The organism is Rhizobium sp. NLR22b, from assembly GCF_019685295.1.
In the GTDB taxonomy this organism is placed as follows: Bacteria; Pseudomonadota; Alphaproteobacteria; order Rhizobiales; family Rhizobiaceae; genus Rhizobium.
On record NZ_JABDWM010000019.1, the window covers coordinates 116,981 to 139,400 of the forward strand.

Annotated in this window: 23 protein-coding genes, 1 tRNA gene and 2 pseudogenes; 17 read left to right on the forward strand and 9 right to left on the reverse strand. The window is 60.2% G+C overall.

Annotation, left to right across the window (positions count from 1 at the left end; all coding sequences use genetic code 11):
* The first annotated feature begins 330 nt into the window (after positions 1-330).
* The 5 genes from HJC00_RS26545 to HJC00_RS26565 all read left to right on the forward strand — a co-directional run bounded on the left by HJC00_RS26545 (position 331) and on the right by HJC00_RS26565 (position 4,547).
* Positions 331-1,425 carry a DUF2157 domain-containing protein gene (locus HJC00_RS26545; RefSeq protein WP_221146544.1) on the forward strand — a complete coding sequence of 365 codons (1,095 nt, stop codon included), beginning with the start codon at positions 331-333 and terminating at the stop codon, positions 1,423-1,425.
* Positions 1,422-2,012, forward strand: a complete 591-nt coding sequence (locus HJC00_RS26550) for a GDYXXLXY domain-containing protein (RefSeq protein WP_210628114.1) — start codon at positions 1,422-1,424, stop codon at positions 2,010-2,012. Before HJC00_RS26545 ends, HJC00_RS26550 begins: the two co-directional genes overlap by 4 nt.
* A 153-nt stretch (positions 2,013-2,165) precedes the next feature.
* Positions 2,166-2,250, forward strand: a tRNA-Leu gene (locus HJC00_RS26555).
* 182 nt (positions 2,251-2,432) lie between these two features.
* On the forward strand, positions 2,433-3,917 hold the full coding sequence (gene tig, locus HJC00_RS26560) for a trigger factor (protein WP_221146545.1): 1,485 nt from the start codon (positions 2,433-2,435) through the stop codon (positions 3,915-3,917).
* A gap of 207 nt (positions 3,918-4,124) precedes the next feature.
* Positions 4,125-4,547, forward strand: a complete 423-nt coding sequence (locus HJC00_RS26565; protein WP_210628112.1) for a nuclear transport factor 2 family protein — start codon at positions 4,125-4,127, stop codon at positions 4,545-4,547.
* Between the two features lie 129 nt (positions 4,548-4,676).
* Here the strand turns inward: HJC00_RS26565 and HJC00_RS26570 are convergent, their stop codons facing one another.
* From HJC00_RS26570 to map, 8 genes and pseudogenes are all read right to left on the reverse strand, one after another.
* The gene (locus HJC00_RS26570) at positions 4,677-6,446 is read right to left on the reverse strand and encodes a radical SAM protein (protein ID WP_210628111.1); all 1,770 of its coding nucleotides are present in this window, start codon (positions 6,444-6,446) and stop codon (positions 4,677-4,679) included.
* Between the two features lie 158 nt (positions 6,447-6,604).
* The gene (locus HJC00_RS26575; protein WP_221164831.1) at positions 6,605-7,408 is read right to left on the reverse strand and encodes an endonuclease/exonuclease/phosphatase family protein; all 804 of its coding nucleotides are present in this window, start codon (positions 7,406-7,408) and stop codon (positions 6,605-6,607) included.
* Between the two features lie 47 nt (positions 7,409-7,455).
* Positions 7,456-8,861, reverse strand: a pseudogene (gene sthA, locus HJC00_RS26580) (Si-specific NAD(P)(+) transhydrogenase).
* A gap of 117 nt (positions 8,862-8,978) precedes the next feature.
* Positions 8,979-9,098: pseudogene (locus HJC00_RS26585) on the reverse strand (JAB domain-containing protein); the annotation flags it as partial.
* Positions 9,099-10,286, reverse strand: coding sequence for an alpha-hydroxy acid oxidase (locus HJC00_RS26590; RefSeq protein WP_221164832.1), 1,188 nt, complete (start codon positions 10,284-10,286; stop codon positions 9,099-9,101). It abuts the pseudogene before it with no gap.
* A gap of 259 nt (positions 10,287-10,545) precedes the next feature.
* A complete protein-coding gene (locus tag HJC00_RS26595) occupies positions 10,546-11,907 on the reverse strand; it encodes a prenyltransferase (protein ID WP_221164833.1) in 1,362 nt (453 codons plus the stop codon).
* Positions 11,908-11,971: 64 nt separating this feature from the next.
* Complete coding sequence (radC, locus tag HJC00_RS26600) at positions 11,972-12,796, reverse strand: DNA repair protein RadC (RefSeq protein ID WP_221164834.1); 825 nt, start codon at positions 12,794-12,796, stop codon at positions 11,972-11,974.
* A 7-nt stretch (positions 12,797-12,803) separates the two neighbouring features.
* On the reverse strand, positions 12,804-13,640 hold the full coding sequence (map, locus tag HJC00_RS26605) for a type I methionyl aminopeptidase (protein ID WP_210628105.1): 837 nt from the start codon (positions 13,638-13,640) through the stop codon (positions 12,804-12,806).
* A gap of 237 nt (positions 13,641-13,877) precedes the next feature.
* Here map and HJC00_RS26610 point away from each other — a divergent pair, with 237 nt between their 5' ends.
* The 3 genes from HJC00_RS26610 (at position 13,878) to HJC00_RS26620 (ending at position 15,188) form a co-directional block, all read left to right on the forward strand.
* Positions 13,878-14,537 (forward strand): TetR/AcrR family transcriptional regulator, encoded by a 660-nt coding sequence (locus HJC00_RS26610; RefSeq protein ID WP_210628104.1) that lies wholly within the window; start codon positions 13,878-13,880, stop codon positions 14,535-14,537.
* 148 nt (positions 14,538-14,685) lie between these two features.
* Positions 14,686-14,859 carry a hypothetical protein gene (locus HJC00_RS26615; protein WP_210628103.1) on the forward strand — a complete coding sequence of 58 codons (174 nt, stop codon included), beginning with the start codon at positions 14,686-14,688 and terminating at the stop codon, positions 14,857-14,859.
* Positions 14,856-15,188, forward strand: a complete 333-nt coding sequence (locus HJC00_RS26620) for a DUF6105 family protein (protein WP_210628102.1) — start codon at positions 14,856-14,858, stop codon at positions 15,186-15,188. The genes HJC00_RS26615 and HJC00_RS26620 overlap by 4 nt, the downstream gene beginning before the upstream one ends.
* On the opposite strand, the gene ruvX is transcribed toward HJC00_RS26620, so the two are convergent.
* Positions 15,125-15,619, reverse strand: coding sequence for a Holliday junction resolvase RuvX (gene ruvX / locus HJC00_RS26625; protein WP_210628101.1), 495 nt, complete (start codon positions 15,617-15,619; stop codon positions 15,125-15,127). The genes HJC00_RS26620 and ruvX overlap by 64 nt on opposite strands.
* A gap of 114 nt (positions 15,620-15,733) precedes the next feature.
* On the opposite strand from ruvX, the gene HJC00_RS26630 reads away from it, so the two are divergent.
* The 9 genes from HJC00_RS26630 to HJC00_RS26670 form a co-directional block, all read left to right on the forward strand.
* Positions 15,734-16,438 carry a metal-dependent hydrolase gene (locus HJC00_RS26630; protein WP_210628100.1) on the forward strand — a complete coding sequence of 235 codons (705 nt, stop codon included), beginning with the start codon at positions 15,734-15,736 and terminating at the stop codon, positions 16,436-16,438.
* A gap of 69 nt (positions 16,439-16,507) precedes the next feature.
* On the forward strand, positions 16,508-16,795 hold the full coding sequence (gatC, locus tag HJC00_RS26635) for an Asp-tRNA(Asn)/Glu-tRNA(Gln) amidotransferase subunit GatC (RefSeq protein ID WP_009992749.1): 288 nt from the start codon (positions 16,508-16,510) through the stop codon (positions 16,793-16,795).
* 58 nt (positions 16,796-16,853) lie between these two features.
* A complete protein-coding gene (gene gatA, locus HJC00_RS26640) occupies positions 16,854-18,335 on the forward strand; it encodes an Asp-tRNA(Asn)/Glu-tRNA(Gln) amidotransferase subunit GatA (RefSeq protein ID WP_221164835.1) in 1,482 nt (493 codons plus the stop codon).
* The gene (locus HJC00_RS26645; protein ID WP_221164836.1) at positions 18,326-18,820 is read left to right on the forward strand and encodes a GNAT family N-acetyltransferase; all 495 of its coding nucleotides are present in this window, start codon (positions 18,326-18,328) and stop codon (positions 18,818-18,820) included. The genes gatA and HJC00_RS26645 overlap by 10 nt, the downstream gene beginning before the upstream one ends.
* Positions 18,821-18,845: 25 nt before the next feature.
* A complete protein-coding gene (locus HJC00_RS26650) occupies positions 18,846-19,121 on the forward strand; it encodes a hypothetical protein (RefSeq protein WP_221164837.1) in 276 nt (91 codons plus the stop codon).
* Positions 19,122-19,235: 114 nt separating this feature from the next.
* Positions 19,236-19,325 carry a hypothetical protein gene (locus HJC00_RS26655; RefSeq protein WP_405048802.1) on the forward strand — a complete coding sequence of 30 codons (90 nt, stop codon included), beginning with the start codon at positions 19,236-19,238 and terminating at the stop codon, positions 19,323-19,325.
* Between the two features lie 124 nt (positions 19,326-19,449).
* On the forward strand, positions 19,450-20,079 hold the full coding sequence (locus tag HJC00_RS26660) for a DUF433 domain-containing protein (RefSeq protein ID WP_210628096.1): 630 nt from the start codon (positions 19,450-19,452) through the stop codon (positions 20,077-20,079).
* Positions 20,076-20,450, forward strand: a complete 375-nt coding sequence (locus tag HJC00_RS26665) for a DUF5615 family PIN-like protein (RefSeq protein ID WP_210628095.1) — start codon at positions 20,076-20,078, stop codon at positions 20,448-20,450. The genes HJC00_RS26660 and HJC00_RS26665 overlap by 4 nt, the downstream gene beginning before the upstream one ends.
* Before the next feature lie 370 nt (positions 20,451-20,820).
* Positions 20,821-22,420 (forward strand): hypothetical protein (locus tag HJC00_RS26670; protein ID WP_221164838.1); only part of this gene is annotated, 1,600 nt, incomplete at its 3' end.

The following is a 22,420-nucleotide window of genomic DNA, read 5'->3' on the forward strand; positions in this document are numbered from 1 at the left end:
GAATCTCGTCACGAACAAAACATCCGCGGGCTTCCGGGGAAACCGGGCCGGGGCGCCATCCCCGTGCGTGGTTGAATCGACAAATAGTATGACTAATTGATATTTTGCAGTGCAATAAATACATGAGGGGTATGCGAAAACCGCATACCTTTCCTTCATGCACTCATATTAGCAGTTCCGACGTTACCGGCCGGTTAATATCTGACCCAAATTAGACCAGTGAGGAATTTGCATGTTTGTCGCCGGGCGGGCGTTTGCGAAGCCGCCCGCTGCGGCTATAACGATGGAAGCCGTAGCGCCGGCGTGCGTCACGGAAATGAGGGATGAGGCATGTATCGCGGCAGATTGGAGCGGGATCTCTCGCTCTGGGTGGGCAAGGGTCTGATTGGAGAGGAAGCGGCGGCCAAGCTTCTCGCCGAATATGACAGCCGCCCGGCAAGCTTTAGCCTAGGCCGGGTGTTGATGGCGCTGGCGGCGGTGTTGCTTGCCGCCGCCGTCCTGCTGGTCGTCGCGTCCAACTGGGAGGCCATTCCGCGGCTCGTCCGCGTCGGCGCCATTCTCGCCCTGATTTGGGCTGTGCACATTGCAGCCGCCTCCATGTTTGCCCGGGGTGCGACAGCAGCAGCAAGCGGGCTGCTGGTCATCGGCGCGATGAGCTTCGGTGGCGCGATTTCGCTGGTCGGGCAGATGTATCATCTCTCCGGCGACGAGCAGACGGTGATGTATCTCTGGTTCGCGATTGCGACGATCTCGGCGATCCTGTTCCGTTCGGGCGCGGTCGTCGTCGTCGCAGGCTTTCTCTCCTGGGCGTCCTTTGCCGTCTATCTCGAGAGCAACGACACGCATTGGATCGGATTTGATCCCTGGATGGCGCCGGTCATGGCGGTGATCACAGTCGCTCTGGTGCGTTACACCGGTGCCGAGCGCGCCCGTCATCTCGCTTATCTGCTGCTGATCGGCTGGCTCGCCTGGCTCTACGCTCTTTATGAGGAGATTGCGGTGGCGCTCGCCTTCGCGATCGGCGGAATGGCGGTGTTCGCGCTGACGGCGTTGCCGCACCCCCGCATCGCTTCGCTCGTCAGGAGTGCCGGCGCCGCGCCGGCCTTCTACAGCTTTCTCGTCGCCGTAGTCGGCTTGCTGCTGCTGCATATCGAGATTGAACAAGGCTGGCGGCTGGTGGTGCTCGGGGTGGCGACGCTCGCTGCCGCCGTGCTGGCTATTGCCCTGCACGGCAGGGATAATGGCGCGGTGCGTTATCTCGCCTACACGACCTTTGCCGCGGAGATGCTCTATCTCGCCTCCGTTACCGTCGGCTCGATCCTCGGCACGTCGAGCCTCTTCCTGTTCTCCGGTCTCGTAGTGGCGCTCGTCGCCTGGATCGTCATCCGTCTCGAACGGCGCTTTTCGCGGGAGGCGCGCGCATGAGCTCGTTGATGGCTAGGCTGCAGTCCGGCAAAGGATATCTTATTTCGGCGATCATCGTCGCCGGCTTGCAGACTTTAATCCTCGGCACGATCATTCAGAGCCGTGCGTCGATCCTCAGCAGCGGCGCTGAGGTCCTGCTGAAGACTGCCCCGGTCGATCCTCGCGATTTCCTGCGCGGTGATTATGTCGTCTTGAATTACGACATTTCCACCGTGCCGGTACAGACGATCTCCGGTGGCGTTCCCGCAGAACCCGGCGAACGCACGCTGTGGGTCCGGTTGAGGAAGCAGGCGGACGGTTTCTGGACGGTGAGCGAATCGTCTTTCCAGGCGCTGCCGCCGCAGCCGGAGACGGTGATCCTGCGCAGCAAGCCTTTCTACAGCGGCGGGCTGGCCGCGGGCGACAGCATGCGGGTCGAATACGGCATCGAGCGCTATTATGTTCCGGAAGGTCAGGGCAAACCGATCGAGGAGGCCCGCAACGATGGCAACGTCGCCATAGCGGTGAGGGTCTCGCCGGATGGAAGCGCGCAGATTCGCAGCCTGATCGTCGACGGCAAGGCGGTTTACGATGAACCGCTTTTCTGATCTCCGGCGCCTTCGGGGCAGCGCGGTTTTCGGGCCTTGAACAGCCCGTCATTGGACGTTCATTTTTCCTTTGCCTCGACCAAATCGGGTGATATAGAGACGCCGCGCTCCGGAAGGCCTCATGCGCAGGCATAGGCATGCGGTTCTGTGAACGCGGGTATGGTGAAATTGGTAGACACGCCAGATTTAGGTTCTGGTGCCGCAAGGCGTGGGAGTTCAAGTCTCTCTACCCGCACCAGGCTGTTTGCAGGGGGAGACTAAGAAGTTAGTTATCCCCGATACCCGGAAGCGAGTGCCGTTCCCCCTTGGGTGGAATGATGCAGGAATTGGGAAAAGCCACGCGCGGCACGCTGCCGGCGTCGTGCTCATAGAAACGAACGGCGTCTGGGCACGGCCGCCACGACATGAAGGTAGGAAGACATGCAGGTTATCGAAACGCTCGCTGAAGGGCTGAAGCGCGAAATCAAGGTCGTTATCCCGGCCAAGGACATGGAAGACAAGATGAATGAGCGTCTTGCCGACGTAAAGGACAAGGTCCGCATCAACGGCTTCCGTCCGGGCAAGGTTCCCGCTGCTCACCTGAAGAAGGTTTACGGCAAGTCGATCATGGCCGACCTCGTCAACGAGATCGTCCGCGAACAGCCGGCCGCCATTCTGTCCAGCCGCGGCGAAAAGTCGGCCACCCAGCCGGAAATCGCCATGACTGAGGACAAGGACGAGGCCGACAAAATCCTTTCCGCCCAGCAGGATTTCGAATTCACGCTCTCCTATGAAGTGCTGCCGCCTATCGAGCTGAAGTCCGTCAAGGGCATCAAGGTTACGCGCGAAGTCATCGACATCTCGGATGAGGAAGTCAACGAACAGGTTCTGAAGGTCGCCGAAAGCGCCCGTTCCTACGAGAGCAAGACCGGCAAGGCTGCCAACGGCGACCGCATCACCATGGATTATGTCGGCAAGGTCGACGGTGAGGCCTTCGAAGGCGGCACCGATCAGGGCGCCGAACTGGTGATCGGCTCCGGCCGCTTCATCCCGGGCTTCGAAGACCAGCTCGTCGGCGTCAAGGCTGGCGAAGACAAGACCATCACCGTGACCTTCCCGGCCGACTATCCGGCCAAGAACCTTGCCGGCAAGGAAGCGACCTTCGACATCACGGTCAAGGACGTCGCAGCCCCCGGCGCCGTCGAAATCAACGACGAACTCGCCTCCAAGCTCGGCATCGAATCCGCCGATCGCCTGAAGGAAATCGTCCGTGGCCAGATCGAATCGCAGTACGGCTCGCTGACCCGCCAGAAGCTGAAGCGTCAGATCCTCGACCAGCTCGACGAGATGTACAAGTTCGAGACCCCGGCTTCGCTCGTCGATGCCGAGTACAACGGCATCTGGAGCCAGGTGAACAACGATCTCGCTCAGTCAGGCAAGACCTTCGAGGACGAAGACACGACCGAAGAGAAGGCGCGTGAGGAATACAAGACGCTCGCCGAGCGTCGCGTCCGCCTCGGCCTCGTTCTCTCCGAAATCGGCGAAAAGGCCGGCGTCGAAGTCACCGAAGACGAGATGCAGCGCGCGATCTACGATCAGCTGCGCCAGTATCCCGGCCAGGAAAAGCAGATCCTCGAATTCTTCCGCAGCCAGCCGGGTGCCGCCGCTTCGATCCGCGCGCCGATCTTCGAAGAGAAGGTCATCGATCACCTGCTGACCGAAATCGACGTCACCGACAAGAAGGTGACGAAGGAAGAACTGCTCGCCGAGGAGGAAGGCGAGACGAAGGCCGAGACCAAGAAGGCCGCGCCGAAGAAGAAGGCTGCCGCCAAGGCCGAAGCTGCCGACGGCGGTGAAGGCGAAGAAGCCGCACCGAAGAAGAAGGCTGCACCGAAGAAGAAGGCGGCTGACGAAAGCGCCGAATAATCGCTTTTCAGTTCTGAAACTTGTGAAGGCCCCGCCGTCGTGCGGGGCCTTTTCTTTTCGGGTCATCCGGACGGGGTACTCGACGCCCTCTCCGTCCTGGTGTTATCTTCGCTGGCAACAACAAATAGTTGAGCAAACTGCAAGCATGTCGCCCGGGATGACGACATGCATAAAAAGCAAGAGCGTTGGGTAATGGAGGACCTGAAAATGACCGCAAAGAATGACATGAAGACGCTGGTAGAGGAAATCTATTCTGTGCGTGGTCGTGGCGACATCGAGGGTACGCTTGCGCTGTTCGGCGAGGGTTGTACCTTTCGCATGGTCGGCAATGCACGGCTGGCGCCTTTGACGACCGAATCGAGCGGGCATGACTTTCGCCAAACGATAACGCAGCTTATCGCGGCATGGGATCTATCCAAGGTCAGGACGACCGGCATCTATGTGGATGAGGATGAGCAGATGGTCTTTGCCCATCGTGAAGGCGAGGTCAGACACATCCCATCGGGAGTAACCTTCTCTACGGAATTCGTCGACAAGATCCATTTCCAGGATGGCAAACCGGTCAAGATCGTCGAATTCGTCGACACGCTACAAGTGGCCGAGACGAGCCGGATGATCCAAATCGCATAGAGCGTGGCGCGTCTCTGGAAGATCGCGACGCGCTTAGCCGAATCAAAGTCGGAGGCTCCAAGCTTCGCCTTGATGTCGCCTGTGCTCTCCGGCCGGCGGGGAGTCGGCCGCTATTGCAAGAATTTCCGCTTAATGCCCCGTCAGTTGCGCGACTTTCCTGACATGGCTGACGGCTGCGGCGCCGCCGGCGGTCTGGGTGAAGAGGTGGAGCGTTTCTTCTTCGTCGTCGGCGACGGGCGTCAGAGCCTGATCCATATAGGTCTTCGACTTGGCATCCCGTGAAATCAGGAAGGCCGAAATCGTCAGTCCGATAATCGTGCCTGCGAGCGAGGCATGTTTGCGGACGGTGTCCCAGGCAAAACGGGGCCAGAAGACCAGCGGATGTTCGCGCGGCAGTTCCGGGCGCCGCTCCGACGGCGTCTTCAAGCGCAAGAGGCCGCTCTGCAACGGATGCACGTTTTCCAGCGGCACCGTGGTTGCGAAGGAGACGAGTACCTTGACGAGCCTTGCGAGCGGAACCCCGGTCGCCACGGCGCGGCGCAGCAGCGTCTTCATGTGATCAGGTGAATAATAGAGCGACCAGGCCTCATGGTAGATCTCTTCCCATTCCTGCTTGCTCATCTTGGGATGGGCGGTGCAGACATGCTCGACATCGTAGATATTGAGGTCGCCATTCATTTCCACGCCCTTCTTCCAGAGAACCTGATGGTCCTCGGAGCCGGGCAGCGGCGTCAGGATGAAGAATTCGATGACGTCGAGCGGCAGCTCTTCCTGGATGATGGCGATGTCACGGCGGATCGAGTCCGGCGTGTCGGCGGGGAAGCCCAGGATGTAGCCGGCAAGCGTCATGATGCCCTGTGCTTTCCAGGCGAGCAGCATCTTGCGGTACTCGGTGATCTTGTTCTGGTTCTTCTTGGCGGCCGTCAGATTATCCGGATTGACGTTTTCGAGGCCGATGAAGACACGGGTGACGCCGGCGCGCTTGGATTTCTCGATGAAATTGGGGATCTTATGGCAGAGCGTATCCACCTGGATCATCAGGCCGAGCGGAATGCCGTCCCGCTCCTTGAGTTCGATCAGCCGGTCGAAAATCGCCTCCCAATCCCTGTTGCGGGCGAAATTGTCGTCGGTGATGAAGAACTTGTGAATGCCCTGCGCCCAGTTCATCCGCACCAGCTTCTCGACATCGTCGGCCGAGCGGAAACGCGATTTTCGCCCCTGCACGTTGATGATGGTGCAGAAGGAGCACTGGTAGGGACAGCCGCGTCCGGCATCGAAGCTGGTGCTGAGGCCGAGCGTGCGCTGGATATTGTCCTTCGGCAGGAAAGGAACGGGGGTGCCGCCGATGCCGGGAAGGTCGTTCATGAAATTATAAAGCGGCTTCAGCTCGCCGGCGGCAGCATCGCGCAGCACCATGTCCAGCCGCCCCTCGGCCTCGCCGGCGAACATCGAGATGCCCATATCGCGGCAGGCATCGAGCCCGACCGCTTTGCCGTCGAGCATCGACAGGCAACCGGACACATGGAAGCCGCCCATCGAGACCGGCAGGCCGGCATTGCGGAAGGGGCGGGCGATGTCGAGTGCGCGCGGATATTGGTTGGACTGGACGCCGACCAGCGCGACCATGCCGAAATTGCCGTGGCGCCTGAACTGGGCGAGCAGCCCGGGAAAATCGATCCGCGTATTGGTTTCATCGATTACGGTAATGTCGATCGCGGTATCGGGTCCGAGCACCTTGCGCTCGGCGCATTCGGCGGCGATGCCGTAGAGGGCCGCAAGCGAATTGGACGGGATCATCGCCCGCCACCAGCGGATGACGTAGCCATCGTCGTCATAATGCGACGGCTTAATCAGGATCAGCTGAAAACGTCGGCGCGCGGCTTCCGGGACATGGGACAAGAGTATCTATCTTTCTTAGAAGCTTTTGCCAGGAGACAAAATGGCATTGAAGGCAAATATCAGGCACGGCGTAAGGATACGAACCATCGGGCTTCAAACTCGGCCATACAAATCAGCACCGGCGCGATACTCCACGCGGGTTCTCAACCATCAATATACTACATGATGTCAAGCAGCAATGCGCGGTGGTCGGATACCTCCGGCGCCTCGACCACCTCGAATTTGGCGATATTCACCCCCGGTGTCACAAGCATGTAGTCGGCATATCGACCCTCTTTGAGATAGTAGGAGGTTCGCGTGTCTACAAGGCCGTTTCCGGTGACGAGATCGGAAAGCCCAAGTCCGGCGAGAATCGCAAAGGTTGTGCTGTCAGGCAAAACGTTAAAGTCGCCGCAGACGACGAGCCCCTCGTCGCCGGGCCAGACGCGCTCGATGAGCCGGACCAGCGCTGTAGCCTGCTCCTGACGCGCGGCCGTATCGCCCTTGCCGGCGGGATCGCGCAGGCCGTGCATGTGGACGATGGTGACGGTCGAAGCGTGCTCGTGGCTGAACAGACGGATGCAATGGGCGTTGCGCGGTCTGGGATGTTCACCCCAGCCATCGGCGGAAAAACCGCCATGCACGAAGTCCAGCGCCTGGGCGATGACGGAATGTGATTTGCGGACGAAGGTCGCCAGCCCGAATTCAGCGACAATGACGGCGTCGGCGTCGAAGAGCTCGCCTCTCGATGTCGGGCAGAAGAAGCCGTCGTGGCCGGGCAGGGCGGCGCCGATCTCATCGAAGAGGTTGGCGCGCTGCGGCAGTTCCATCCCCGCATCCCGGTATATCGACCATCCGTGGTCGGCATTCGGCGTCCGCAGCACCTCCTGCAGGCACAGCACATCAGGGTTGGCATGCCTGATATAGGCGATCAGGGCCTCGTGCAGTCGGCCGCCCCATGCATTCAGCGAAATGATGCGCAAGCTCTCGGCTCCATCTTAGCTGGCGGAATCAGATGGTGGCGCCGCCTTCAGAGTTCCGACTTGATGTCGCCCATCCGGTTCCAGGCGTCGAGGCCGGCGATCTTGTAGGCTTCGGCGAGCGTCGGATAGTTGAAGGTGTTTTCGACGAAATATTCGACCGTGCCTTTCAGATTGAGCACCGCCTGGCCGATATGCACCAGCTCGGTGGCGCCTTCGCCGACGATATGCACGCCGAGCAGTCGGCGGGTCTTCAGCGAGAAGATCAGCTTCAGAAGCCCGGTATCGAGGCCCATGATGTGGCCCGCGAGGTTTCGCGGAAGCGGGCAATGCCGCATTCATAGGCGATGCCGCGCTCCTTCATCTCCTCTTCGGTCAAACCGCAGGTCGAGATTTCCGGCACCGCATAGATGCCGTAGGGGAAATATTTCTGCGGCTCCTTGGCGACCGCGCCGATCGCCACGCGCGCGGCGATGCGGCCCTGTTCCATCGAGGTCGAGGCAAGGCTTGGAAAGCCGACCACGTCGCCGGCGGCATAGATGTTTGCAACCGATGTCTGGAAGGTCTCCGGATTGACCTTGAGACGGCCGCGGCTGTCGGCCTCCAGTCCAATGGCCGGAAGGTTCAGCGCGTCGGTGGCTCCCATACGTCCGGCGGCAAAGAGCACCATGTCGGTCACAAGATGGCGGCCGTTGTCGAGCGTCAGCTGGACCTTGCCGCTATCGAGCCGCTCGACCTTCTCGGCCTTCGTGCCGAGCAGCAGCTTCATATTGCGGTCGCGCAGCTGATAGGTGAAATCCTCGACGATTTCCTTATCGATAAAGTCGAGCATGGTCGACTTTGGATCGATCACGGTCACGGCAGTATCAAGCGCCGAGAAGATCGTCGCATATTCGATGCCGATAACGCCGGCGCCGATGACGACCATGGTGCGCGGCAATTCTTCGATATCAAGCAACTCGTCGCTGTCGAGCACGGTCTTGCCATCGAACGGCATATAGTCCGGCCGGAAAGGCTTCGTGCCCACGGCAAGCAGGATACTGGCGCCGCTGACCGTCAGCGCTTCGCCATCATCCTTGATGACCTGCAAGGTGGTGGAATCGATGAAACTCGCTTTGCCGCGCATGTGGTGGACACGGTTGCGGGCGAACTGATGCTCGAGCACTTCCACTTCATGGTTGAGGGTAATCAGCAGTCGGCGACGCAGGTCTTCCGCACTGATCTCCTGTTTGACGCGGTAGGATCGCCCATAGAAGCCGCGCTCGCGCCAGCCGGAGAGATTGAGCGCGGTCTCGCGCAGCGTCTTCGAAGGGATGGTGCCGGTATGGACGGACACGCCGCCGACGCGCTTGCCCTGTTCGATGACAAGCACTTTCTTGCCGAGTTTCGCAGCCTGGATCGCGCCGCGGCGCCCTGCGGGACCGCTACCCACCACAACGAGATCGTACTGAAACATCCTCTAGCCTCGGATTTGAAATGGAATCATTTGCGACAAAAATGTCGCTCTTCTATCGGTAGCCGGTCAATGTTACAGATTGTTTTACGGCTGCCGTTTCAGGCGGACCTGTGCTTTTCAGATCAGCTTCAGCCCTTTCAAGCTCACATGGCCGTCCTTGCCGATGATGATGTGGTCGTCGAGAGTGATATCAAGTGTCTTCGCCGCGTCGATGATCACCTTCGTCATATCGATGTTTCATACGCGAGTGATGTAGTCCGTGGAAATATCGCTCACCCCGGTGACCCCGAGCAGCGCCATGTTGCTATACAGTTCCGTCTTCAGGATATCCGCCGCCCTGAGCACGCCCGGTAGCCCCGCGACGGCTGCAGCATAAAGGAACGGCCTGCCCACGAACACGAAACAGGCGCCAAGCGCGAGGGCCTTTATGATATCCGTTCCACGCCGGATGCCGCCGTCGATCATGACGGCAATGCTGTCTCCGACACGTGCAGCAACCTCCGGGAGGACCTGAAGGGGAGATGCGGTGCCGTCGAGTTGGCGGCCGCCGTGATTGGAGATGATCACGCCATCCGCTCCGGTATCTGCAGCCCGTGCCGCGTCTTCAGGATGCATGATCCCCTTGACCACGAGCTTGCCGGACCACCGCTTGCGTATCCGCTCCAAGTGGCTCCAATTGAGATGGTCACGCTTGCCGAAATCGCGCGTGACGTTCGAAGAGATGATCGGCGCGCCTCTTGTGGCGTAGGAATTTTCAAAATGCGGAATGCCGTGCCGGACGATCGTGCGCAGGAATGTGCCGGTTGTCCAGCGGGGATGCGAGATGCCCTGCCATGCCAAGCGGAGCCCGGGACGCAAAGGTGTCGAAAAGCCCGCCCTTACATTATTTTCGCGATTGGGCAGCGTGGCGGTATCCACAGTCAGCAGAAGGGTGGTGAGGCCGGCCGCGGCGACCCGATCGATGAGAGCGTCGATGCGGTCGGGTTCGCCGGGGAGATAGGCCTGAAACCATGCTTGTGGCGAAACCGCCGCGATCTCTTCCAGGGGGATGAGTGACGAACCGCTTATAATCATCGGGATTCCCGATTGGTCCGCTCCTTGCGCGAGCACAATGTCCCCCCGGTAGGCCATCAGCGCGCTGATCCCCATCGGCGCAATGCCGAACGGTGCGGCATGGGTTTTGCCGAAGAGGCTCGTCTCGGTGCCGCGCCCCGAAACGTCCCGAAGTACACGAGGCCGAAAGGCATAGGCCTGGAAGGCCTCTGCGTTATGCCGCAGCGACGCATTGGTCTCGGTCGCGCCGGCGATATAACCGAACAGAGGCTTCGGCAGATGCCGCCGTGCCCTCATTTCAAAGTCATCGAGGCAGAGCGCATCGCGGCAGAGCCGGGTCGATCGATCAGTGTTACCGCTGGAGATCGTCATGAAGCTTTATCTTCTTGGTATTTCGGGCGGGTATTGTTCAGCGAGTGGCGGCGCAGGATTGCATAGAATCCCGCGCCGGCGACCTCTGTCAACTGAAGCTTTCCGCAGTGTTCGCTTGCCTCGGATGCTTGCCTGCGACCTCCGGTCGAACGGCAGAATGAGCGTCGGCAGCTGCCGCCGGGAAGAACAGCAGAGCGCCGCTGATCGGACCGCCGGTCCAGCGCGCGCTCGGCCGCGACCTTTCCGTGCAGGAATGTCGCTAATTATCCGTCAATAGAGTAAACCGACGTCTGTCGCTCCGCTCGCGCGCCAACTGCCCCGCCGCTGCGCAGAGATCGGGCGCATAGAGCTGGCAAGTTTTTCGCTTTTCGATTCCCCTATCAATCAGATCCAGAAGTCGTGCAGGTGCGATGTCGGGCGGCGCGGCAATGCGACCGGTGACGACGTGTTTCTCCATTTTCTCATGATCGGCGTGATCGATGTCGGGGTTGCGCCAGCAATTTGCGCACATGATCCTAAAGTTTTCGGTGTGTGAATAGATAATGGCGTCCTCGTCCAATTCCCCGCTTAGATCGATCAGTTGCCCTGCTGTCTCTTGCGTGCCCGCGAAAGCAAAAAACTGGTAGTTCCGGCGCACAAGCGTTGCGAGATGCGGGAAGACCGGGACCTCTTGTTCACCGTAGGTATGATACGTAATCGGAGCGCCGTCCATGAGGACGACATCGCCATAGTCGACGCCGAGACTGCCGAACAGTACGCTGCGAATAATGCCATGACATGGACTTAAACGCTCGATCCATACGGTCTCCTCCTCCCCTGGATCATCCGAGTCCGCCGTCCGCTCAGCAAGGGGCCGCTGGGCAAGTCTCACCTTGCAGGCCGCATACCCGCCTTCCGGTAACCCGAACCGCCCAAGCTCGATCTTCTGACCCATCCGCTTCCACACGTCCAAAGCGGTCTCGGCGTCCCCTGCGCCCGTGGCGCAGATTCCAAGGTTCCACTCGGTGCTGTCGATAACCTCCCGCTGCAAGCTTGCAGCAGCCAGGCCCGCCGCTACGCCTTCTGCGAATCTGCCCCGCGTCTTGTAGAAAAGGCCCAAATTGTATTGATGCGCGCTGTTCCGTGGATCGATTTCCGTCAGTTTCCGGAGACTGTTCTCGGCGATTGCATCCATCTGGCGTGCCATCATTCGCGCCGACGTGGCGAGCCCGCGCAGTATCTGCTCCTGTTCAGGCCGCCCCTCATGAAGCTTGGCTAAGCGGTCCAGCGTCGCGACCATCGACTGAAATATCGGGTGTTCCGGCGGTGGCGCGTTCAGATCATCGATGTCGCGGACGGATTCCAGGCATAGTCCGATCGCCGAAAGGAGATCGATATTGTCTTCGTGGGCATCTGCGATCTCGGAAAGAACGTCTGTTGCGTCTTCTCTTGCGAGGCTTTGTTGGTCAACTATCCATAACAATGCCATCGCGGCCTCAGTCTGGCGACGCTGGGCTTTTCGAAATGGTTGGATCTTCTGCCATGCCGCCGACGTGCGGCCCGCCTGTCCTTCTGCAACGACGTCACGCGCTATCGCGTCGATCTCATCGGAAGTGAGAACAGCATTGGGACCATTCGACATGTCGTCTCCGTGGAGGGCTTCGGGGCGGACGATAGTTATGTAGTCGCGTCTCAGCGTAGGGGGATTACATCAACTTCAGCCCCTTCAGGCTGACATGGCCGTCCTTGCCGATGATGATGTGGTCGTGGACGGCGATATCGAGCGCCTTGGCCGCCTCGACGATCACCTTCGTCATGTCGATGTCGGCGCGCGAGGGCGTCGGATCGCCGGAGGGATGATTGTGGACGAGGATGATCGCCGTTGCCGACAGTTCGAGCGCGCGTTTGACCACCTCGCGGGGATAGACCGGCGTATGGTCGACCGTGCCGCGGCCCTGCACCTCGTCGGCGATCAGCACGTTGCGCTTGTCGAGGAACAGGATGCGGAATTGTTCTCGTATCTCGTGCGCCATGGCGGCGTGGCAATACTGGATGACCGAGGTCCAGGAGGAGAGAACCTGCTTGCTTCTGATCTCGCTCTTCAGGGTCCGGTGAGTGACGGTGGCGATCAGTTTCAAATCGAGGGCGACATTCTCGCCGACGCCCTTCACCTCCGTCAGGAGACCAGCCGGCGCGCCAAAGACGCCGGAAAGCGAGCCGAATCGTTCGATGAGCGCCTTGGCGATCGGCTTGGTGTCACGTCGCGGGATCAGCCGAAAAAGCAGGAGTTCGAGGATTTCGTAATCGGCGAGCGCCGTATCGCCCAGCTCCCGGAAGCGGTCACGCAGCCGCTCGCGATGGCCGTGATAATGTTCCGGCCCGGAAAGCGAGGCGGGTAGGGAGGTCAGTGCGTTCGGCGCGGCTGGTTTTTGCGGCCGGCCGCCGAAGAACGAGCGTTCGTCGGCAACAGGCTCTTCAGTCTCGAAAGGCAGCGTGTCGTCGGAAGATGTCGCAACAGGCCGCTTCGCCATCAGATCGTCACCTGGCAAGCGGCGGCAATCCGGGCCGGTCGAGGCCACCCGGTGACAGCGTGAAGATTTCGCAGCCCTCGGCGGTGACGCCGACCGTGTGTTCATACTGGGCTGAAAGCGAACGGTCGCGGGTCACGGCCGTCCAGCCGTCGGCGAGCACCTTTACATGCGGCCGGCCGAGATTGATCATCGGCTCGATGGTGAAGATCATGCCTTCGCGCAGCTCCGGCCCTTCATTGGCGCGGCCATAATGCAGGATGTTCGGCGAATCGTGGAACAGCCGGCCGACGCCGTGGCCGCAGAAATCGCGCACCACCGAACAGCGCTCGGCTTCCGCATAGGTCTGGATCGCCTCGCCGATCGCGCCGGTGCGGGCGCCTGGCCTGACGGCTGATATGCCGCGCATCAGGGATTCATAGGTGACTTCCAGCAACCGTTCGGCGGCGCGCTTGATCGTGCCGACCGGATACATGCGGCTCGAATCGCCATGCCAGCCGTCGAGCACGAAGGTAACGTCGATATTGACGATGTCGCCCTCGCGCAGCGGCTTGTCGTTCGGAATGCCGTGGCAGACGACGTGATTGATCGAGGTGCAGGTGGATTTGGTGTAGCCGCGATAGTTCAGCGTCGCCGGGTACGCGCCGTGATCCATGCCGAAATCGAATACGAATCGGTCGATCTCGTCGGTGAGCAGGCCGGGCCTGACGATATCGGCGAGTGCATCGAGGCAGCGCGCGGTCAGCTGGCACGCCTTGCGCATGCCTTCGAACGCCTGCGCATCGTAAAGCCGGATGGCGCCCGTATTCTTCGGCGGCGCGGAGGAGGCTTCGATATAATTCACCATTGCAGGGCCTTAGCGGGGATTGTTAGATTTGTTCATAATGCAGCTATGCCGGGTTCGTCCATCGCGATCAACCGTCGGGACGAGATTTCTGAAGGGATTCGTGCCGCCTTTCGCGCCCATGCGACGCCGGATTCTGAGTGCTGGAGGAAATATCCACAGTCTTCCCAAGGGGATAGGATTGATCGGATAAGGTCTCCCCGCTACTCACCGATTGGTGACAGTGGGGAACGGTCGGTGATGCTGAATGAAGCTGAAAATCTTGATAATTCGATGGAGGTCGGCGCGGAGCCGGAACGGCGCGTGCGCGATCGCGGCGCCACCGAGCGCGCCATCCTTGCCGCCGCCAAGGGCCTGCTGGCGCAGGAGGGCTTCCAGAATTTCGGCATCAATGCGGTCGCCCGCCGCGCCGGCTGCGACAAGCAGCTGATCTACCGCTACTATGGCGGCCTTGACGGTTTGGTCGAGGCGATCGGCGCGGATCTCGGCACATGGGTGAGGGATCGCATTCCGGAAGATGCCGGCGGCATGTTCATGCTCACCTATGGCGATCTGATGGAGCGACTGGCGCTTCTGCTGCTCGACGCCTTGAGAAATGATCCGCTGATGCGCCGCATCCTCGCCTGGGAAGTATCGGAAAACACCGAGCAGGTGAGGCGGTTGTCCGAGGCCCGTTCGAAGGCTCTCGCCCTTTGGCTGGATCGCATGCGCGGTTCGCTGGCGCCGCCAAAGGGCATGGATGCGGCAGCCGTCAATGCCGTCGTCATCGCGGCAATCCAGCACCTCGTGCTTTCCGGCGCCGCCGGCGGCCAGTGCGCGGGCCTGTCGCTGAAGACGTCGAAGGACTGGGAGAAGGCCGCGACGGCACTGAAGCGTCTCGTGCGCGGCGTCTACGGCTGACCCCCTTTCATCCACGGGCCCCATTCATCCACAGGGAGGAGGCGCGGCGTTAACCTTAACGAATGGTTTACGTTGCGTGGGGCTGGTTAACCCGACAGTGTGGCGGGGAGCAGAGATGATACGAGTGAGAACCTGCGAGTTGACGCCCATGGGAAGCAAGATCGCCAAAGCCGCAATTCTGGTGACGGCAATGATGTTCTTCGCAGTCCTGGCGCTGGATATCGCAATTCCGACGCTGGTGCTTTGCATCATGGCATTGTCGACCTGGCTGGTTTCCCTCGGTCTGCCCGTCGCCCGCAAGCAGGGAGGAGAAGCCGCATGAGGTGGTTTCTGATCTTCTGGGCCGGTCCCATCGTCTTTCTGGGCGCATGGTACTGGCTCTCCTATTACGACATGAATTTCGGCATCTTCATGCTGACGCGGCAGGTCCATGACCTGACCTTCGCGATCTATGGCGAAGCCCTCGGTGTGCCGCCGGAGACCATCCCGCCGCTCGTTGCCCGCGCCATTGCGGTGGATAGCCTCGTCGTCTTCGCCATCATGGGCTTCAGAAAGCGCAAGTTGATCGCCGCCTGGTGGAAGGCGCGTCAGGCGCTGAATTCGTCTCCCGCAGACCTTGCGAGCGAGGACAGCCTGTCGAGGGCGCCCTGAAGGATGAAGCTTGCCGCGGCCGAATCGATCCGTTCGGCCCGCTTGGCGCGCGAAACGTCCATTTCTATGAGCGTCCGTTCGGCCGCGACCGTCGAAAGCCGTTCGTCCCAATAGACGAAGGGCAGCACCGTTTTCTGCTCCATGTTGCGCACGAAGGCGCGCGTCGCCTGCACGCGCGGCCCCGCCGATCCGTCCATATTCATCGGCAGGCCGATGATGAAGCCGGCAACCTTTTCCGCCATCGCGAAGTCCAGCAGAGCCTGCGCGTCGATCGTGAACTTGACGCGGCGGATCACCGGACGTGGCGTGGCGAAACGCCGGCCGAGATCCGACATCGAAATCCCGATCGTCTTGGTGCCGAGATCGAGCCCGGCGATCGCCTGCCCGGGAGCAAGGATTTCGGCCATTTCCTCGATCGTCAGCACCGTCATTGCCGTTTCATCCCGTCAAAAAGAAATTGAAGCCGCCGCCGCTTTCCTTTGCCGGCGCATGAGATATGTCCTTACCATCGAAATCCAGTTTTGCATCACGTGAGGATAGATTTCATGAAGATCACCTGGCTTGGCCATTCCGCCTTCCGCATCGAGACATCAAAGGCGAAGATCCTGCTCGATCCCTTCCTCAGCCATAACGCCTCCTTTTCCGGCCAGGACATCAAGGATGTGTCGGCAGGCATCACCCATATCCTGCTGACCCACGGCCATGGCGACCATGTCGGCGACACCGTGGCGCTTGCCAGGGAGACGGGTGCGGTCGTTCTTGCCAATGCCGATCTCGCCGCTTGGCTCGGCTCCAAGGGCGTCGACAGAATCGAGATGGGCAACACCGGCGGTACGGTCACGTTCGGCGGCTTCTCCGCGACGTTCACCAATGCGCTGCATTCCTCGGCCCAGATCACCGAGGACGGCGTCTCGCATGCGCTCGGCAACGCCAATGGTCTGATGCTGCATTTCGACGACGAAGCCTCGATCTTCGCCATGGGCGACACCGACATCTTCTCCGACATGGCGCTGATCAACGAGTTGCACCAGCCCGATATCGGCTTCGTGCCGATCGGCGACCGCTTCACCATGGGCGGCGCGGTGGCGGCACTCGCCTGCCAGCGCTATTTCAGCTTCAAGACCGCGATCCCCTGCCATTACGGCACCTTCCCGATCATCGACCAGACGGCCGACAAATTCGTTGCCGGCATGGAGGGGTCGAAGACTGAGGCGAGGGCGCTGAAGCCTGCCGAGAGCCTGTCGATCTGACGAAACCCCGTTGCACCGGGCGAACATGGCCTTTATAGCGGGTAGGAAAAATCCTATCCGGAGAATGCCATGTCCGTCGATCTTGCCACCGTGAAGCGCGTTGCCAAACTTGCTCGTATTGCCGTCTCCGAGGATGAGGCAAATCGCATGGTCGGCGAGCTGAACGGCATCCTCGGCTTCGTCGAGCAGCTCTCCGAAGTCAACGTCGATGGCGTCGAGGCGATGACGTCGGTGACCCCGATGGCGATGAAGAAGCGGACCGACGAGGTGACCGATGGCAACAAGGCCGCCGATATCGTCGCCAATGCGCCCGTCACCGACCATAATTTCTTCCTGGTGCCGAAAGTCGTCGAATAAGGCTTCGAAGGCCTCTTTCCGCCCCTGTTGCCATTTTCAAGACCGAAGCGAAAACACGATGAGCGAACTCACCAGCCTGACCATTGCCGAAGCCCGCGAGAAGCTCCGCGCCAAGGAAATCACCGCAATCGAACTGACTGAAGCCTATATTTCGGCGATCGATGCGGCCAATGACCGGCTGAATGCCTACGTAAAAACAACGCCGGATCTCGCCCGCGTCATGGCCAGGAAGTCCGACGAGCGGATTGCAGCTGGCTCGGCGGGCGAGCTCGAAGGCATCCCGCTCGGCATCAAGGATCTCTTCGCCACCGTCGGCGTCCACACCCAGGCCTGCAGCCATATTCTCGATGGTTTCGAGCCGCGTTACGAGTCGACCGTGACGCAGAACCTCTGGGATGATGGCGCCGTCATGCTCGGCAAGCTGAACATGGACGAATTCGCCATGGGCTCGTCCAACGAGACGTCCTATTACGGCCCGGTGATCAATCCCTGGCGGGCAGAGGGCTCCAACCAGCAACTCGTCCCGGGCGGCTCCTCCGGCGGCTCGGCCGCTGCTGTTGCCGCCCATCTTTGCGCCGGCGCCACCGCGACCGATACCGGCGGCTCGATCCGCCAGCCGGCCGCCTTCACCGGCACCGTCGGCATCAAGCCGACCTATGGCCGCTGCTCGCGCTGGGGCACCGTCGCCTTTGCTTCCTCGCTCGACCAGGCAGGCCCGATCGCCCGTGATGTGCGCGACGCCGCGATCCTGCTGAAGTCGATGGCAAGCGTCGACGCGAAGGACACGACATCCGTCGATCTGCCGGTGCCCGATTATGAGGCCGTCCTCGGTCAGTCGCTGAAGGGCATGAAGATCGGCATTCCGAACGAATACCGCGTCGACGGCATGCCTGAGGAGATCGAGACCCTGTGGCGCCAGGGCATTGCCTGGCTGAAAGATGCCGGCGCCGAGATCGTCGATATCTCCCTGCCGCACACCAAATACGCGCTTCCGGCCTATTACATCGTCGCGCCCGCCGAGGCGTCCTCGAACCTCGCGCGGTACGACGGCGTGCGCTACGGCCTGCGCGTCGACGGCAAGGATATCGTCGACATGTACGAAAAGACGCGCGCCGCCGGTTTCGGCAAGGAAGTCAAGCGCCGCATCATGATCGGCACCTACGTGCTGTCGGCCGGCTACTACGACGCCTATTACATCCGCGCCCAGAAGGTCCGCACGCTGATCAAGCGCGATTTCGAATTGGCCTTCGATGCCGGCGTCGACGCCATCCTGACGCCGGCGACGCCGTCCTCCGCCTTCGGCGTTGCTGACGAAAACCTCGCCGCCGATCCGGTGAAGATGTATCTGAACGACATCTTCACGGTGACGGTCAACATGGCGGGCCTGCCCGGCATCGCCGTTCCCGCCGGCCTCGACCAGAAGGGCCTGCCGCTCGGCCTGCAGCTGATCGGCAAGGCCTTCGACGAGGAAACCCTCTTCAAGTCCGCCTACGTCATCGAGCAGGCTGCCGGCAAGTTTACGCCGGCCAAGTGGTGGTAACGGGTCTCACGATCCGAAAGATAGCCTTTGCCGACCACGAAACGGTCGGCGCCGTCGGCTTTGCCTCATGGGCCGCAGCCGATGCCTTCGACCACAGTTATCGCGACCCCGATGTGATTGCCAGAGTCAGGCAAGAGTTCACAGTGTTTCCGCGAGAGACAAAAGGTGAGATCTTCGTTGCCGAACTCGACGCGGAGATCGTCGGCTGGGGCGCACGTGAAGGCCAACCCAACTATGTGTCCGATCTCCGGGTGCATCCCAATCATCAGGGCAAGGGGTTGGGCGGGGCTCTGCTGTTGCATCTGTGCGAGCTGATGACGGCCGAAGGACTGACGACCGCCCGGATCGACACGCATGCCAGGAACATAGGCGCGATCCGGCTTTACAAACGCTGCGGTTTCACCATCATCTGGCACGGTATCGAATTCTCCAGGAGCATGGGCGTCCCGCTCGAAAAGGTGCACCTGGAGAAGCAGCTAGGCTGAGCAATAACCAAACTGGGAGGGCTTCATGGCAGGCAATGATCTTATCCGCCTGATCGAGGCAATCGACCGCCTTGCCGCCGGCGGCTTCACCATGGGCGCGGATTGGCAGGCGGTTCACGATATCTGTCAGCGCCACGAAGGCGAACAGCCGTTCGACTGGGGCCACGCCCTATGCCATCGCATCGAGGGCGACGACTGGAATGCCGACTACTGGTATCGCCGCGCCGGCAAGACGCGCGGCACGGGCGCACTGCCCGACGAATGGTCGGCGATGCGGGCGGAATTGTCTCCAAAGGCTTGAGCTTTGCCCTGACCGCGTCGGTTTAAGGCGCGATCAGGGTTGCCGGACCTATCTGCTGCGACCTGACTGTCCCCAAAAGGCCTGTCGCAAGAGGAGCTCGCACATCAAGCAGGCATCGATCGTACCTATATCAGTTCGCTGGAACGCAGCGTTTATAACGCGAGCATCGACGTCGTGGATCACCTGCAACCGTTTTGGAAATAGAGGCCTCTGTTTGTTGAAACGGCGGCCGAAAAAGTGAAGCTGCCATCGCTCGTGATAGCCGAAATTGCAATCGGTCTTTACGCCAACCTTCGCTCAATATATATTCTCCTGAAGGAGAATGATTATGGTTGCTACATCACGCGCCTACACGCCCGCCGAAGCAGCAGCTGTCAGTGAGATTGCTGTAAAGTCGGTCCATAATGCAATCGACAAGCGGATCGTCAAGGCACATTTTGGCCGCGCTGGCCGAGAACTTTCGGATGACGACCTGCTCCGCCTGAAGCTCTGGTATGGTGTGGGATCGATCCTCTCTGCGGAGCGCCGCAAACGCTTGTTCGAAACGATCGACGAGAATCCTGATGCGGATACGGTGAGGGCAGACGATTATCTAATCGTCGACGTGGCGCGGGCAAGGGAGCAACTGGCTGCGCGGGCAGAGACCCTTCGAGAAGCCGAACGCGCGATCCGAAGCACCAAAGGGGTCGTCGGTGGCGAGCCGGCATTCAAAGGAACCCGAGTTCCGGTGCGCATGATCGCGGCGATGAAGCAGCAGGGCGCCACTACCGAAGAAATCGTCGAGGGTTACCCTTCCGTCACGGCCCGGATGGTGGAACTCGCCGAAATCTGGACGGCAGCTCACCCGGCCCGAGGGCGGCCGAAGAAGCTGTCGGAACAGGGACTGAAGGTGAAGGCTGTGAAGAGTTTGCGTCTCGCCACGACTGGGTCCCGGAAATCCTCGGGCACGACTTCGTGAAGTTCCTGATCGATGAATGCCTGCACACATCGCTCGTGGCCGTGGCTCAAGATCACGGGCACGACTGCTTTCACGTCAACTGGCTTGGCCTAAGCGGCGAGACCGACTGGGATCTGATGCCTCGCATTGTCGCGGGTGATTTCACCTTCGTGACGAACAACGCGCGCGACTTCCGGAAACTCTACGCAAAAGAGGAATTGCATGCCGGCCTGGTCATCATCGTTCCTCAGGTGCTGCCGGCACTGCAGCGGGAATTGTTCCTGGCTGTTGTGCAAGAGCTCGCCGACGCCCAGGAGATCGTGAACGAAGCCATAGAGATTGCGATCGAAGATGGCCAGGCCGTGCTGACACGCTACGCACTGCCGGGATGAAGTTCAATTTCAACCGATAAGCGACAGATCGATCCGAATCCCATCTCGGTCAACGTCCTCGTTTCCGCCGACTCCCCGTCGTTTGGCTCCGCTGCAGAGTCGGTCCCAAGATTGCCGAAACAGCAAAGCTTTCAGCCCCGACTCCTGCATCGAATCTTATGGGGATTCTCTCTTCTCTGTGCTTGGCGTCCGATGAACTTGCATCGTTCACCCGCATCTCCTTGAACTTATCTTCAGATGCGATCAATACCTCAGCTGTTGATGATTGAGAATTATTTCTTGAACCTCACACTTGTCTACTTGCGTTCTTAAATATTTTCGACTTTAGAGAGTGGAAATTTCAGTACGTCTTGATTCATCCGGGGGATTCATGCGTCAGTTTCGTTTGCGTGTTGCGGCTTCGGCTGCAGCGGTTCTCTTTGCGTTGTCTGTCGCGCCGGGCATAAACTCCGCGGTTGTCGGAACCGCGGTTGCGGCCGATACCGCCAAAACCAGTGGCAGTGGCCTTGGCAATGGAAGCACGGCCGGCCTCGGCGCGAAAGCCACCGAGGCTCCAGCAACGTCCAATCTCACCTCCACCGCTGACGCTTCCTCGCAACCAGATAAGACGGTCGACCGAACCACGCTCGGCAAGGGAGGTCTGGCGCCGGCCGAAGGCGCCGCCGACGGTGAGACGCTGACGGTTGACGGGCAGGCCAAGGACGCGGCTTCGTCGGCTGAGTCGAATACGACGCAAGCGGCAGGCGCCACCACGCTAGCGGCGACGGCCACGACAGTCCAGCCGGATTCGGCTGCGGTCAATGCGCCTGAGAAAGCATCGGTTCCGCAAATCTCCAGCAATGGATCATTCACACAGCTCATCAGCCTCGACCTGCCGGATTATTACGATATTGCTCCCAGGCTGACGCTTCGTTACGATTCGGCGCGCAAGTCTCGGCTCGGCGGCCTGTATCAAGGCTGGCTTGGATACGGCTGGGGTCTCGACGGCCTCGATGTCATTGAGCGGGAAAGTCCCGGTGGCGGCGTCCCGACATGGAGTGACGCCAGTGACGTTTATGTGCTGAACGGCGAACCTCTCGTTGCCTGTTCGGCTGCGTCCAGCTGCCAGCCCGGATCGACGCATACAACCGAACATGAGTCGTCTCAGCGGATTATTCTCAGTTCCAACAGATGGACAGTTACAGACAATAAAGGGGTGTTGACGACCTTCCAGTCTGTGGCGGAAATTGCCAACGCACCACATAGTGATCCTAATTGGCGCGGGCGTTATTTGCCCACCTCGGTGGTGGATCCGAACGGCAATCGGGTGACTTATTTCTATACCTGCCCTGATATTCCCACCTGTTATCCGACGCGGATCGAATACGACAGCCGCTCCTATATTACGTTCGGCTACGAGCCGCGGCCTGACTATCAGCCGGTGGCCAATGGTTCGGGCATTACATGGAACCGTTACCGGTTGAAATCCGTCGCTTATAGCGTGGCTGCCGAAGCCGGCCTCAGTGGCGGCTACGCCCTCTTTTACAATCAGGCGCCCTTTTCGAACGCATCCCGCCTTGTGCGTGTCGATCGTTACGGCCGCGATTTGGTCGTCGATTCCAATAACAGCAACATTACCAGTGGAACCCACAAGACCATACGGTCGATGGTCTATGACAACATCAACTACAGCTACACAAGGCTGAACAATCAATTCCCTGCGCCGACGTCCGGGGACCCTGCAAAGCAGCTTTCCTATTTCCTCTCCCGGCAAATCGGCGACCTGAACTTCGATGGCAGAGATGAGTTCTATGGCTCTTTTCTTACCTATCGCTACGATTCGGGTTTGCGTACATATGTGGCTGACCCCCTCAAATTTACGTTGACGAAATTTAGCGGCACCGGCGCTGTCGCCGGCACGTCGACTGTCGCTGTTCCAACGAATTCTTGTTATGAGGGAGCGCTGGTTCCGAACTATTTCGGCGGCCGTT